The following is a 12,904-nucleotide window of genomic DNA, read 5'->3' as shown; positions in this document are numbered from 1 at the left end:
TTCAAAGCGCCTGCACCAGGCAGGCCGCGCCTATGCCGCCCGCACCGGCAATGGCGGCCAGCCCCAGGGCCGGTCTGTGGGCTGCTGGCGTGCGGTGCAGGTCGCAGAGCATGCGCACCAGCGCAACCGCGCCCGATGCGCCTATGGGATGGCCGCGCGCCAGGCCACCGCCGCCGGTGTTGAGCTGCTGCAGCGGCAGGCCCAGGGTTTCGGCAAAGGCCAGGGCCTGCACGGCGAAGGCATCGTGCAACTCCACAGCCTGGAGCTCTGCCGCAGTCAGGCAAGGCAGCTGCAGCGCTGCGGCTGCACGCTCCAGCACCTGCTGGGCCGCCAGTGCGGCGGCGACCAGCGGTGTTTCGGGCGCATGGCCCAGCGAGGCACTGGCCACCCAGCGGGCGCGTGGCTGCAGGCCCAGGCGTGCACAGGCCTGCGGCGTGGCCAGCAGCACCAGGGCTGCGCCATCGGCCTTGGGCGAGATGGTGGGCGTGCTCAGCGCATGGCGCTGGCGTGCATGGGCGTCAACGGCGCCAGCCGCTTCGGCCACCACGGGCATGCGGGCAACGCGGGCCGGGTTCAAGGCGCGCGGATAGGCGTCATGGTCCAGCCCGGCCATGGGCACGATCTCTTGGGCCAGCCGGTCGCGGTGCGCGAGCGCCAGCGCGTGGCTGTGGATGGCATGGGCCTCCTGAACGGCGCGGGTGATGCCGTGGGCCAGTGCATGGTCTGCGGCCGATTGCAGCAGGTCCAGGTCGCGTGCGGGGTCGGGAGCGAACGCGGGGCGGTCATAGGTGACGGGCAACTCGCCTGCATGGCGCGGGCGTGTCTGGCGGATGGGGGCACGGCTCCAGGCCTCGGCACCACCGGCCACCACGATATCGGCCTGGCCCGACAGCAGCAGGCCCGCAGCCAGGGCCACGCTGTCCAGGCCTGAGCAGCACTGGGTATCCACGCTGTGGGCCGCGCAGCGCTCCGGCAGGCCCGCAGCCAGGGCCAGCATGCGGGCCGGGTTGCCGCCTGCGCCCAGGGCGTTGCCTAAGACCACGGCATCCACGGCATCCACGGCCCGGGCAGGCAGGCCGGCCCGGGCCAGCAGGGCCTGGAGCACGGGCGCGCCCAGTTCGTGCGCCGCAAGCTCGCGCAGCGCACCGCCCACGGGGGCGACGGGGCTGCGCGCCCAGGCCAGGATGACGGGGGCGTCTTGCGGGTTCATGGCAGGGGCAGCAGCGCGGGTTCGCCGGGCAGGGCCTGGCCAGTGTCCGTGGCCGCCAGCATGCGCGCCAGACGGCCGTGGTCGGTCTTGCCGCTGGCGGTCTGCGGCCAGTCGGCGCAGCTCCACCATTGGCGCGGCAGCTTGTAGCTTTCCAGCCGCTCGCGCAGCCAGGCCGCCAGCGCCTGTGCGGAGCCTGCGGGCGCGGCGCCGTGCCATTGCACGACGGCGTGCACCTGCATGCCGCGCAGCGCGTCGGGCAGGCCTTGGATGGAGACCTGGGCCACGCCCGGGTGCGCGGCCAGCAGGGTTTCGACTTCTTCGGGGAACAGGTTCTTGCCCTGGGTGACGAGCATGCGGCTCTGGCGCCCGGCCAGGCACAGCTGGCCGCCGGCATCGATATGGCCCATGTCGCGCACGGACAGCCATTCGCCATCGCGCAGCGCGGCCGTGCCATCGCGCGCCTCGCCCACATAGTCCATGAACAGCATGGGGCTGCGCATGTAGATCAGGCCGTCCTCGCCCGGCTGCAGGGGCTGGTCGCCGGGCTGCTGCGTGGCGGGGCGGATCTGTAACTGCACATTGCTGAAGGGCCGGCCCACGGCCTGGGGCGGGGCCTGTTCGTCGGCCTCCATCCAGGCGATGAAGCTGGCTTCCGAGGCGCCGTAGAACTCGATGATGCGTGCGCGCGGAAACAGCGCGCGCAGGGCCGGGGTCTGGGCGCGCATCCAGCGCGCGCCGCTGATCATGATCAGCTCCACCTCGGGGATGGGCGCCAGCGCGCGGTGTGCGGCCCATTGCAGCATCAGCAGCAACTGGCTGGGCACGGCGACCAGACAGGGCGCCTCGCCGCGCGCCAGCGAGGCCAGGCAGCGCGCCGCCGAGAACCGCTCCTGCACCACGGCGCCTTCGCCGCACCACAGGCCCTGCATCACGCCGAACAGGAACAGCGAATGCGAGATGCGCCCGGGCGCCATGGTGCGCTGCGCGGCCACGGCGCCGAAGTCCTGCAGGCAGACGCGAAAGCTCTCTGTCCACGAACGGTGGTGGCGCATGAAGCCCTTGGGCAGCCCGGTGCTGCCCGAGGTGAAGCCGGTGTAGAAGGCGCCGGTGGCGGTGGCCTCGGCCAGAGCGCTGGGCGCCGTGGGTAGCCAGCCCTCGATGCGGCTGCGCACGGCATCGGGCCAATCAGGGTCGGCCACGGCGGCGCAGCGGCCGCTGTGCAGGATGGCGAGGAATTCGACGATGGCATCCACGGTGCTGGCGCTGCCGCCCGTGTCCAGCAGCAGCATCTCTGGCGCCTGGCCGGCCACCAGCGCGGCCGAGCGCTGCAGCACGGCGGCATGCAGCGCGGCAAAGCTCCATTGGCCCGCCTCGCTTTGCAGCGCCAGCGCATCGGGGCGCTGCCGGGCCCAATGCTCCAGCGGGCCATGGACCAGGGTCCACGGGTACTGCAGCGGCGCGGCCAGCGGGTGGGGCGCGAGTGGCTCAACCATGCTGACGGCCTCCGAACGGCCAGTCCGGCATGCCGCGCGCCACCGTGTGCACCACCAGGGCGCACAGCACGCACTTGATCAGATCGCCGGGCACGAACAGCAAGGTGGCCATGAAGGCCTGCGACAGGCTGAGCTTGGCCATCAGCATGAGGCCCAGCACGCCAAAGGCATGCAGGGCCACCAGCCCGCCCAGCGCCGAGGCTGCAAAGGCGCTGAATGCCACGCGCCGGGGCGCGCCCTGGGGCAGCGCACGCATGACCAGGCCGGCAATGCAGGCCGCCAGCGGGTAGCCCAGCAGGTAGCCGGCCGAGGGCGCCATGAAGACGGCAATGCCGCCGCGCCCGCCCGACAGCAGGGGCAGGCCCACGGCCACGGCCGCGAGGAACAGCAGCATGGACTGCATGCCGCGCCAGGGGCCGAGCATCACGCCGGCCAGCATCACGCCCAGCGACTGGATGGTGATGGGCACGCCCAGCGGCAGGTCGATCTTGGGAATCAGGCCCATGACCGCCATCAGCGCCGCAAACAGCGAGACCTGGGCCATGGAGCGCGCGGAGGCGCGTGAGACGGTGGAGGGGGCGGTCATGGACGTTTCTCGGAAGGTTCTCGCAAGGCTCTTGCGTATGGATCGGTCGGGAAATGGGGCAGGGCAGGCCTCAGCGGCCCAGGCGCGCCCACAGCGCGTCGGACACGCGGCGCGTGGCCTGCAGCATGTGGATGGTCAGCGGCGCAATCAGGCGCAGGCCGCCGGCACGGCCCGTGCGCAGCCGGTGGGCATCGTCCATGCGCTTCCACTGCACGAAGAAATGCTCGGTGAAACGCAGCATCAATGCCAGCTGCAGGGCCACCTGTTCGGGGGAGATGCCGATGCGCTCCAGCGGCGCCAGCAGCCGCTCCAGCACATCGACCAGATCGCTGGGGCGTGTGCTCACGGTCAGCGCCATGCCCAGCGTGGAGGCGCAGACCAGGCGCAGCGCGCTGGCGGCGGCCAGGGCGTAGTGCTGCATCCACGCATGGAAGGCAGCGACCAGCAAGGCGGCCACGGTGACCGACAGCATGAGCCGCCGTGCGCCCTCGGTGGCGCGGCCCAGCGACAGCCACAGCAGGCCGCAGGCGGCGCCGGCCAGGGCCAGCAGCCACGGTGAATCGATGAGGAACAGGCCCGTTCCCAGCAGCGCCATGAGCAGCAGCTTGCGGCCCGCGCTCCAGGCATGGAGCCAGCTGGTGTATTCGCTGTAGAGGCTTCCCATGGCGGCCGGCTCCTGCGTCAGTCCTGCGCTTGCAGCCGCCGGGCCACGTCGGCTTCATAGGCCGCGCAGACCTCATGGCCGGGGCCCTCTGCGCGCACTTTGCCGCGCTCCAGCCAGAGCACGCGGCCAAAGCTGCGCACGTGGTCCAGCACATGGGTGGAGACCAGCACCTGCTGCTCGGCGGCCGCGATGTCCCGGGCCAGCCGCGCCTGGCCCGGCAGGTCCAGGCTGGCGAAGGGCTCGTCCAGCAGCAGCACGCGCGGCGCGGCAATGAGCAGGGCCAGCCAGCACACCTGCTGGCGCTGGCCCTGGCTGAGCCCGGCCACGGCGCGCGGTGCCCAGTCGGCCAGGCCGCGGCTGGCCAGCAGGGCACGGGCGCGCTCCGTGGCCTCGCGCCGCGAGATGCCCGAAGGGCGCAGACCCAGGGCCAGCTCTTCCTCCACGGTGGGGAAGATGATCTGGTCGTCGGGGTTCTGGAACATCAGCCCGACCTGGCCCGGGCGCTGTGCACGGGCCTCGTGCAGTTCGGTGCCGTCCAGCAGCACGCGCCCGGCCTCGGGCGCATCCAGGCCGCACAGCAGGCGGAACAGGCTGGTCTTGCCGGCGCCGTTGTCGCCGATGAGGCCCACGCGCGGCTCGTCCAGCCGCAGGTCGAGGCCGTCAAAGACTGTTGTGATGCCGCGCCGCAGGCGCACGGCTTCCACGCGCAGGCTGGCGGTGCTGGCAGGGCGGTCGGCAGTTCGGGAGGATTCGGGCATGGCAAAGGAAAGCGGGCACTTACCTGTAATGCACGCAACCGCAAGGGATCTTGCCGTTGTACAGGCCTGTCGGGGGCGGATTCTAGCAATGCCGTCCAGGCCGTACATCAAGGCTTGAAAGACGGCAATCGATATAAGCACCGTATTTTTTATTCTTTTGTTTGAACAACGTTTTGCAACACACTCGTTAGAACACTAATGACGGCAGATCCTGGGGATTCGCCTGTGCTTGGCGACGACGCAAGACAACGCATGCCCATCGGCTTGCAACTGCGTCCAACTGCGGAGCACAGGGCCCGGAAATTGCGCGCCATTGCCTGGAGATGGCGGTGCAAAGGCTGCCGTTGCCGATCCCAGGACCGTTTTCACTGCCGAACCGAGACTCCATGACCGTCCAGACCGCCCATTTGGCCCCGGAAAACGCGCTGATCCGCCTGCGCGACCTGCAAAAGAAATTTGTAACAGCCGATGGCAAGCACTTCGATGCCGTGCGTTCGGTATCGCTGGACATCGGCCAGGGCACGGTCTTCGGCCTGATCGGCAAGAGCGGCGCGGGCAAGTCCACGCTGCTGCGCCTGATCAACCTGCTGGAGCGTCCCGACAGCGGCGAGGTGGTGGTGGCAGGCCAGCGCCTGACCGACCTGGGCCGCCGCGCGCTGCGCGAGGCGCGCCAGAACATCGGCATGATCTTTCAGCAGTTCAACCTGCTGCAGAACGCCACCGTGTTCGAGAACGTGGCATTTCCGCTGCGCATCCACGGTGGCCATTCGCGTGCCCAGATCGAGCAGCGCGTGCGCGAGTGCCTGGACATCGTCGGCCTGACCGACAAGGCAGCCAGCCATCCTGCCCAGCTGTCGGGCGGCCAGAAGCAGCGCGTGGCGATTGCGCGCGCCTTGGCGCCGCGCCCGCAGGTGCTGCTGTGCGACGAGCCCACCTCGGCGCTGGACAGCGAGACCACGCGCTCCATCCTGGCCACGCTGGCGGACATCAACAGCCGCCTGGGCGTGACCATCGTCATCGTCACGCACGAGCTGGCCGTCGTCGATGCGCTGTGCAGCGAAGTGGCCATCATCGAGCAGGGCCAGGTGGCCGAACGCTTCACGCTGCCCGCCCTGCCGCAGGGCCGTGCCTACGAGGCGCCGCAGCGCGCCACGCTGCTGGGCAGCGAACTCGAGGCCCTGCGCGTGGAGCGCGCCGACAAGGCTCTGCGCGAGCGCGGCGCCACCCGCCCCGTGGTGCTGCGCGCCGTGGGCGGCTCCGAGCACTGATGGGGCTTTCGCCCGTTCCCGCTTTTCGCCTCTTCCTGTTTTTCCTTCTTTTCGATTCCGCATTCCCATGTCTGAAAACATCGTCGAAATCCTGCCCGAGCTGTGGCTGGCCATGGGCCAGACCCTTTTGATGCTGGGCATCGGCCTGTCGGCCGCCGTGCTGATCGGCGGCCCGCTGGGCGTGCTGCTGTTCCTGCTGGGTCCCGGCCAGTCGCTGGACAACCGCCCGGCCTTCGCCGTGCTGAACTGGACGGTCAACACCGTGCGGTCCTTCCCCTTCATCATCTTGCTGGTCGCGCTGGTGCCCTTCACGCGCTGGCTGGCCGGCACCTCCATCGGCCCGCTGGCTGCGGCCGTGCCGCTGTCCGTGGCGGCCATTCCCTACCTGGCACGCCTGGTGGACCAGTGCCTGCGCGATGTGCCGCGCGGCGTGATCGAGGCCGCGCACGCCATGGGCGCCTCGGAGCTGCAGATCGTCTGGCGCGTGCTCATCGTCGAGGCGCGCTCGGGCCTGGTGCTGGCGCTGACCGTGCTGGCCGTGAGCTTTCTGTCGTACTCGGCCATTGCCGGCGTAGTGGGCGGCGGCGGCATTGGAGACCTGGCCATCCGCTACGGCTACTACCGCTTCCAGACCGATGTGATGGTGCTCACCGTGACCATCCTCGTGGCCATGGTCCAGGTCATCCAGTTCGTGGGCAACACGGCGGCCCGCCGCCTGGACAAGCGCGGCTGAGCGCGCTGTCCAGACCCGCTTTCTTCTTTCTTCCCGCTCTCTCCCAAAAAAGGATTCCGAAATGACCGCATCCCTTTCCTTCGTGCGCCGCCATCTGCTGGCCTCGGCCGCCGCCCTTGCCGCTGCCAGCGTGCTGGCGCTGCCCGCCCACGCCCAGGCCGACAAGAAGCAGCTGGTGATCGGCGGCACGGCAGGCTCCAACATCGACCAGCTCAAGCAGGGCATCGTGCCGCTGCTGCAAAAGAAGGGCTACCAGGTCAAGCTGGTGGAGTTCAACGACTACGTGCAGCCCAACCTGGCGCTGGCCCAGGGCTCGCTGGATGCCAACTTCTTCCAGCACCGTGTCTACCTGCAGAAGTTCGCGGCCGACCAGAAGCTGGATCTGGTGGAGCTGGTGCAAGGCCCCATTGCCCCGCTGGGCGTGTACTCCAAGACCCGCAAGACCCTGGCCGAGGCCAAGGAAGGCGACCGCGTGACCCTGCCCAACGACCCGAGCAACCTGGCGCGTGCCCTGGTGCTGCTGGAGCAGGCCGGGCTGATCAAGGCCAAGCCCGGCATCGATCCGCTGCGCGTATCTGAAAAGGACCTGGCCGAGAATCCGCGCAAGCTCAAGTTCATCCCGCTGGAAGCCGCACAGCTGCCGCGTTCGCTGGGCGACACCGAGTACGCCATCATCAACGGCAACTTCGCCATCTCTTCGGGCCTGAAGCTGACCGAGGCCGTCTCGCTGGAAAAGACCCCCGACCACTACCTGAACGTGGTGGCCATCAAGAAGAAGGACCAGGGCACGGCATGGGCCAAGGACCTGGCCGAGGTCTACCGCTCCGCCGAATTCAAGGCCGTGGTGGACAGCAAGTTCCAGGGCTACGCCAAGCCCTCCTTCCTACAGTGAGCCTGCTGAAGGCGGCCACATAATGGCTGCTTGCGGGAGGTGCCCCTCCCGCCTCTTTCCCGCCCGTTTCCCGCCACTTCCTCCAGGAGCAATGCATGAGCCAGATCAAGGTCGCTGTCATCGTGGGCAGCCTGCGCAAGGATTCCTTCAACCGCAAATTCGCCGACGCCATTGCGCGCCTGGCGCCCGAAGGCCTGGTCTTCGAGCAGGTCGCCATCGACAACCTGCCCCTGTACAACCAGGACCATGACGGCAATGAGGTGGACGTGGTCAAGCAGTTCCGCGCCCAGATCCAGTCGGCCCAGGCCGTGCTGTTCCTGACGCCCGAGTACAACCGCTCGATTCCCGGTGTGCTCAAGAATGCGCTGGACCAGGGCTCGCGCCCCTACGGCAAGAGCGTCTGGGCCGGCAAGCCCGCTGCCGTGGCCGGCGTCTCCGTGGGTGCCATCGGCACGGCGCTGGCGCAGCAGCATCTGCGCAATGTGCTGGCCTACCTGGACATGCCCACGCTGGCCCAGCCCGAAATCTTCATCCAGGCCAAGGACGGCCTGTTTGCCGAAGACGGCTCCATCGGCACCGGCAGCCGCGACTTCGTGAACGGCTTCGTGCAGAAGTTCGCTGCCTGGGCGCGCAAGCACCAGTGAGCGGTGCGGCAAGGCCGCTCAAGACACAAAAAAGCCCGGCAATGCCGGGCTTTTGCGTTGCGGCTCCTGTGAGCGCAGAGGTCAGGAAGCGTCAGAAACGTCAGGAAGCGGGAGACGGGTTGGCAATCGCCGCAGCAGGGCGTGCGGCGGACGATGCCTTCTCGCGCGCCTGGGCCTGGTCGATGGCGTCGATGATCACCACGCCCGTCGACTTGACGCCGGGCGCCGAAAAGCCCGCACCGGGCGTCACGCCGGGATGGGCCAGCAGCTTGCGCGTCATTTCCTGGTTCAGCTGCTGCTGGCTGGGCTTGGCGGGGGTGGGCGCTGCGGCGGGCTGCTCGGGCTCCTCGGGCGCAGGTGCCTCGTCGGTGTTGCGCACATAGCTGCGGTACACGCGCGAATTGAGCTGCTCCTGATCCTGCTCGCGCTGGTACTGCATGAACTGGTAGACGCCGATGCCCAGCACGGTAATGGCCAGCAGGGACACGGCAATCACCGTGATCACCAGGTTTTCATCGGACGGCGGGCGGACATGGACATGGACAGGGCCGCGGGGCCGGGCATGGGGACGGTGGCTTGTGGCTGGCATGGATGGAAGGCAGTGAATGCAATAAGGCTGCCTGGATATCGGCAGGTCCGCCGTCCTTCTGAAATACAGACGGTTCGTGTCGGACAAGGCCGCGAATATGGCGGTGATGGTTCAGCCTACCAGCTTCGTGTGTCTGCGAAAGCCCATCGCGCATTGCTTTTTTCAAAGGAGGTGCAGAGGCGGATACCTCTTTTATTCGCCACAGTCCATTGGGAGCATTCCGGACGGCCCGGCACGGCCGCTGTCGTGCCTATCCAAAAGCAAAAGCGCCTGGGCCGAAACCCAGGCGCTTGTCCATTCATTGAGCAGGCAGCCCCTGCGGGCTGCAATGGCCATCAGGCGGCGATGGCCGCTTCCTGATTGGCGGCAGCCGCTGCACGCACGATGTCGCTGCGGGCCGACTCCAGGGCCTTGGCCTTGGACTCATCGCCCATGGCCACGCCTTCTGCGCGCACGATGCTCACATCGGTGATACCCAGGAAGCCGAACACCGTCTTCAGGTAGCTTTCCTGGTGCTCCAGGGCCTGGCCCATTTCGCTGGTGGAGTACACGCCGCCGCGCGTGGAGGCCACGATGACCTTCTTGCCCTTGGCCAGGCCTTCGGGGCCGGCTGCGGTGTAGCGGAAGGTGCGGCCGCCCTGGGCGATGCGGTCGATCCAGGCCTTGAGCTGGCTGGAGATGGTGAAGTTGTAGAACGGAGCGCCGACCACGACCACATCGGCCGCCAGGAACTGGCTCACCAGGGCTTCGGATATGGCGTTCTGTGCGCGCTCGGCTTCCGTCGTGGCGGCCTGGCCGGTGCGAAAGCCCATGGACACTGCGTTCAGATGGTCGGGGGCGTTCACGGCCAGATCCAGGTATTCGACCTTGGCGCCGGGGTTGGCGGCGACCAGGGCAGCCACGGTCTGGGCGGTCAGCTGGCGGGACACCGAAGCGGCGCCGGTGATGGAAGAGTCGATGTGCAGCACTTGCATGGAAAAGCTCCTGAGATGTCGGTTGGGATCGCGGTTGGGATCGGCCACTCGGGAAAGCTTGTAGGGCCGACGATGGGATCAATTGTGAATTTGGACAGAGTCTTTGATAAGCCGCCGAAATTGCGATAGATTGTCCTGAATTTGCAGTCAATGAGCACAGGGGAGGGATGCGCGACATGATGGATCTCAACGACATGCTGTACTTCGCCGAGGTGGTGGAGCGCGGCGGCTTTGCCTCTGCCGGGCGGGCGCTGGGCATACCCAAGTCGCGGCTGTCGCGGCGGGTGGCGGAGCTGGAGGCCCGGCTGGGCGTGCGCCTGCTGCAGCGCACCACGCGCAAGCTCTCGCTGACCCAGGTGGGTGAGGCCTATCTGCGCCATTGCCAGGCCATGCGCGATGCGGCCCTGGCCGCCGCCGACACCGTGGCCGAGGTGCAGACCGAGCCGCGCGGCACCATCCGCGTGAGCTGCCCCGTGACCCTGGCCCAGACCGTGCTGGGCGAGCTCATGCCCCAGTTCCTGCAGCGCTGCCCGCTGGTGCATGTGGAGATGCAGGTGACCAACCGGCCCGTGAACCTGGTGGAGGAGGGCATCGACGTGGCGCTGCGCGTGCGCCCCAGCCTGGAGGACAGCGGCTCCATGGTCGTCAAGCGGCTGGATGTGGCGCGCCAGATCCTCGTGGCCAGCCCGGAGCTGCTGGAGCGCCAGGGCACGCCGCGTGCATTGGTCGACCTGCAGCACCTGGACAGCATGTCCATGTCGGCGGTGGATGGCCAGTCCAGCCTGCTGCTGGTCGGCCCCGAAGGCCGCGAGCAACGCCTGCAGCTGCAGCCGCGCTACGTGGTGGATGACCTGCTGACGCTGAAATTCGCGGCGCTGGCCGGCAGCGGCATGTGCTGGCTGCCTGACTACATGTGCCACGAGGAACTGGCCGAGGGCCGGCTCGTCCATCTGCTGCCGGGCTGGGAGCCGCCCCAGGGCATCGTGCACGCGGTCTTTCCCTCGCGGCGCGGCCTGGCGCCGGCCGTGCGGCATTTCCTGGACTTCCTCGGCGAGACCGTGCCGGGGCGCAACAGCCATGCCACGCGCGAGCCGGCGGCACGCTAGGGTTGGGTTGCACCTCTCCACGCCATAAGAAAACAACAAAACGTTCGTTGGGATAGTTGGCGGTGTTCTCCACAATCGGGGCCCATGTCCAGCAATGGACAGTCCAGGAGAACCCATGAATCCCCACCGCATCATCATCGTGCCCGGCTGGCGCAACTCCGGTCCTGACCACTGGCAAAGCCTGTGGGCGCAGCAGCTGCCGCATGCTGAGCGCGTGGAGCAGGACGACTGGCTGGTGCCCCACCGCGATCCCTGGGTGGCCGCGCTGGAGCAACTGGTGCTGTCCCGGCCCGAACCGGTGGTGCTGGCCGCCCACAGCCTGGGCTGCATCACGGCCGCGCACCTGGGCCCCGAGGCCAGTGCGCGCGTGCGCGGTGCGCTGCTGGTGGCGCCGGCCGATCCCGAGCGCCGTGCCCAGCTGGCCGACTTTGCGCCCGTGCCCTATGCGCCACTGCCGTACCGCAGCGTGCTGGTGGCCAGCAGCAACGACCCCTACTGTCCGATCCGCCGGGCCGGCGCCTATGCGCGGGCCTGGGGAAGCGAGTTCGTGCGGCTGCAGAATGCGGGGCACATCAATGTCGAATCAGGCTTTGGCGACTGGCCCCTGGGCCTGGCGCTGCTGCAGTCGCTGATGCAGGGCGACAGCTGGCAGCCGGCCCAGCCCCGGCCTGCCGTGCGTTCGCCGCGCTCGCCGCGTCCGCCACGTGTGGCGGCTGCGCATGCCTCCGTCTCTGCGGGTACTGGCGCTGGCGCGCCATGGGCTGCCGGTCTGTGATGGGCCGGCGGGTGACCGCGGGCAGGGCAGGTTCTTTATATGGTGACAGGCCATTAACAAACAAAAATATATTCTTTTGAGTTTTAAGTCAGCGTTCGCACAATGTGACTGTCTGTGAATACACCGCAGAGATGTCCACTAATAAAAGGCAGCGAACCATGCATTCTTTGAAGCTCAAGACTTTGTTGGCCACCCTGGCGCTGGCCGCCGCGGGAACGGTATCGGCGCAGAACCAGCTGCTCAACGTTTCCTACGACGTGGCACGCGAGTTCTACAAGGACTACAACGCCGCCTTCGTCGCCCACTACAAGAAGACCAAGGGTGTGGACATCAAGGTGGACCAGTCGCACGGTGGCTCCAGCGCCCAGGCGCGTGCCGTCAACGACGGCCTGGCCGCCGACGTGGTGACCTTCAACACCACCACCGACGTGCAGTTCCTGGCCGACAGCGGCGTGGTCGCCAAGGACTGGGCCAAGAAATTCCCCAATGACGCCTCGCCCACCACATCGACCATGCTGTTCCTGGTGCGCAACGGCAATCCCAAGAACATCAAGGACTGGAGCGATCTGATCCGTCCCGACGTGAAGGTCGTGGTGGTCAATCCCAAGACCGGCGGCAATGGCCGCTACGCCTACCTGGCGGCCTGGGGTTCGGTGCGCGAGAAGGGCGGCACCGACGCGCAGGCGGCCGAGTTCGTGCAGCAGCTCTACAAGAACGTGCCCGTGCTGGGCAAGGGCGGCCGCGACGCGACCAGCATCTTCCTGCAGCGCAATATCGGCGACGTGCTGATCACGTTCGAATCCGAAGTGGTCTCCGTGGACCGCGAATTCGGCAAGGGCAAGGTCGATGCCGTCCATCCCTCGGTGTCCATCGTGGCCGAGAACCCCGTGGCCGTGGTCGAGCGCACCGTGGCCAAGAAGGGCACGGGCCAGCTGGCGCACGACTACCTGGCCTGGCTGTACTCCGACGAAGCCCAGGAAATCGCCGCACAGCACGCGCTGCGCCCCCGCTCCGAGGCCGTGCTCAAGAAGCATGCCGATGTGTTCAAGCCCATCAAGCAGTTCACCGTGGCCAAGTATTTCGGCTCGCTGTCCGAAGCCCAGAAGGTGCACTTCAACGACGGCGGACAGTTCGACAAGATCTACGTCCCCGGCAAGTAAGCACGCAAGCAGGCATGAAGGCGGCGCAGTCCGCCTGAGGCCCCCTCCCCAC

General features: G+C 68.0%; 14 protein-coding genes. 7 read left to right on the top strand and 7 right to left on the bottom strand.

Annotated features, from left to right (window positions below):
* Window position 1: 1 nt before the first annotated feature.
* The 5 genes from INR38_RS10460 to INR38_RS10440 all read right to left on the bottom strand — a co-directional run bounded on the left by INR38_RS10460 (window position 2) and on the right by INR38_RS10440 (window position 4,711).
* Window positions 2–1,210, bottom strand: a complete 1,209-nt coding sequence (locus INR38_RS10460) for a thiolase family protein (RefSeq protein ID WP_207444482.1) — start codon at window positions 1,208–1,210, stop codon at window positions 2–4.
* Window positions 1,207–2,703, bottom strand: a complete 1,497-nt coding sequence (locus INR38_RS10455) for an AMP-binding protein (protein ID WP_207444483.1) — start codon at window positions 2,701–2,703, stop codon at window positions 1,207–1,209. The genes INR38_RS10460 and INR38_RS10455 overlap by 4 nt, the downstream gene beginning before the upstream one ends.
* Complete coding sequence (locus tag INR38_RS10450) at window positions 2,696–3,289, bottom strand: biotin transporter BioY (protein ID WP_207444484.1); 594 nt, start codon at window positions 3,287–3,289, stop codon at window positions 2,696–2,698. Before INR38_RS10450 ends, INR38_RS10455 begins: the two co-directional genes overlap by 8 nt.
* Before the next feature lie 70 nt (window positions 3,290–3,359).
* Window positions 3,360–3,953 carry an energy-coupling factor transporter transmembrane protein EcfT gene (locus INR38_RS10445; RefSeq protein WP_013801686.1) on the bottom strand — a complete coding sequence of 198 codons (594 nt, stop codon included), beginning with the start codon at window positions 3,951–3,953 and terminating at the stop codon, window positions 3,360–3,362.
* Between the two features lie 17 nt (window positions 3,954–3,970).
* Window positions 3,971–4,711 carry an ABC transporter ATP-binding protein gene (locus tag INR38_RS10440; RefSeq protein WP_207444485.1) on the bottom strand — a complete coding sequence of 247 codons (741 nt, stop codon included), beginning with the start codon at window positions 4,709–4,711 and terminating at the stop codon, window positions 3,971–3,973.
* Window positions 4,712–5,097: 386 nt separating this feature from the next.
* Between INR38_RS10440 and INR38_RS10435 the strand changes: the two genes are divergently transcribed.
* The 4 genes from INR38_RS10435 (at window position 5,098) to INR38_RS10420 (ending at window position 8,248) form a co-directional block, all read left to right on the top strand.
* Window positions 5,098–5,979, top strand: coding sequence for an ATP-binding cassette domain-containing protein (locus INR38_RS10435; protein ID WP_034395395.1), 882 nt, complete (start codon window positions 5,098–5,100; stop codon window positions 5,977–5,979).
* 67 nt (window positions 5,980–6,046) lie between these two features.
* Window positions 6,047–6,712 carry a methionine ABC transporter permease gene (locus tag INR38_RS10430; RefSeq protein ID WP_012206396.1) on the top strand — a complete coding sequence of 222 codons (666 nt, stop codon included), beginning with the start codon at window positions 6,047–6,049 and terminating at the stop codon, window positions 6,710–6,712.
* Window positions 6,713–6,773: 61 nt separating this feature from the next.
* Window positions 6,774–7,604 (top strand): MetQ/NlpA family ABC transporter substrate-binding protein, encoded by an 831-nt coding sequence (locus INR38_RS10425; protein ID WP_013801689.1) that lies wholly within the window; start codon window positions 6,774–6,776, stop codon window positions 7,602–7,604.
* Window positions 7,605–7,699: 95 nt separating this feature from the next.
* Window positions 7,700–8,248, top strand: coding sequence for an NAD(P)H-dependent oxidoreductase (locus INR38_RS10420; RefSeq protein WP_065345080.1), 549 nt, complete (start codon window positions 7,700–7,702; stop codon window positions 8,246–8,248).
* A 100-nt stretch (window positions 8,249–8,348) separates the two neighbouring features.
* On the opposite strand, the gene INR38_RS10415 is transcribed toward INR38_RS10420, so the two are convergent.
* Window positions 8,349–8,837 carry a hypothetical protein gene (locus tag INR38_RS10415; protein ID WP_034395398.1) on the bottom strand — a complete coding sequence of 163 codons (489 nt, stop codon included), beginning with the start codon at window positions 8,835–8,837 and terminating at the stop codon, window positions 8,349–8,351.
* A gap of 335 nt (window positions 8,838–9,172) precedes the next feature.
* Window positions 9,173–9,811 carry an FMN-dependent NADH-azoreductase gene (locus tag INR38_RS10410; RefSeq protein WP_012206392.1) on the bottom strand — a complete coding sequence of 213 codons (639 nt, stop codon included), beginning with the start codon at window positions 9,809–9,811 and terminating at the stop codon, window positions 9,173–9,175.
* Between the two features lie 176 nt (window positions 9,812–9,987).
* Here INR38_RS10410 and INR38_RS10405 point away from each other — a divergent pair, with 176 nt between their 5' ends.
* The 3 genes from INR38_RS10405 to rpsI all read left to right on the top strand — a co-directional run bounded on the left by INR38_RS10405 (window position 9,988) and on the right by rpsI (window position 12,852).
* Window positions 9,988–10,917 carry a LysR family transcriptional regulator gene (locus INR38_RS10405; RefSeq protein ID WP_207443664.1) on the top strand — a complete coding sequence of 310 codons (930 nt, stop codon included), beginning with the start codon at window positions 9,988–9,990 and terminating at the stop codon, window positions 10,915–10,917.
* A 115-nt stretch (window positions 10,918–11,032) separates the two neighbouring features.
* Window positions 11,033–11,692 (top strand): alpha/beta hydrolase, encoded by a 660-nt coding sequence (locus INR38_RS10400; RefSeq protein ID WP_013801694.1) that lies wholly within the window; start codon window positions 11,033–11,035, stop codon window positions 11,690–11,692.
* A gap of 158 nt (window positions 11,693–11,850) precedes the next feature.
* A complete protein-coding gene (gene rpsI / locus INR38_RS10395; protein WP_013801695.1) occupies window positions 11,851–12,852 on the top strand; it encodes a 30S ribosomal protein S9 in 1,002 nt (333 codons plus the stop codon).
* The last annotated feature ends 52 nt before the right edge of the window (window positions 12,853–12,904 follow it).

The organism is Delftia sp. SD018 (assembly GCF_017355445.1).
GTDB classification, from domain to species: domain Bacteria; phylum Pseudomonadota; class Gammaproteobacteria; order Burkholderiales; family Burkholderiaceae_C; genus Comamonas; species Comamonas acidovorans.
Note: the sequence above shows the minus strand (reverse complement) of the source record. Positions and strands in the feature narration are given on the sequence as shown.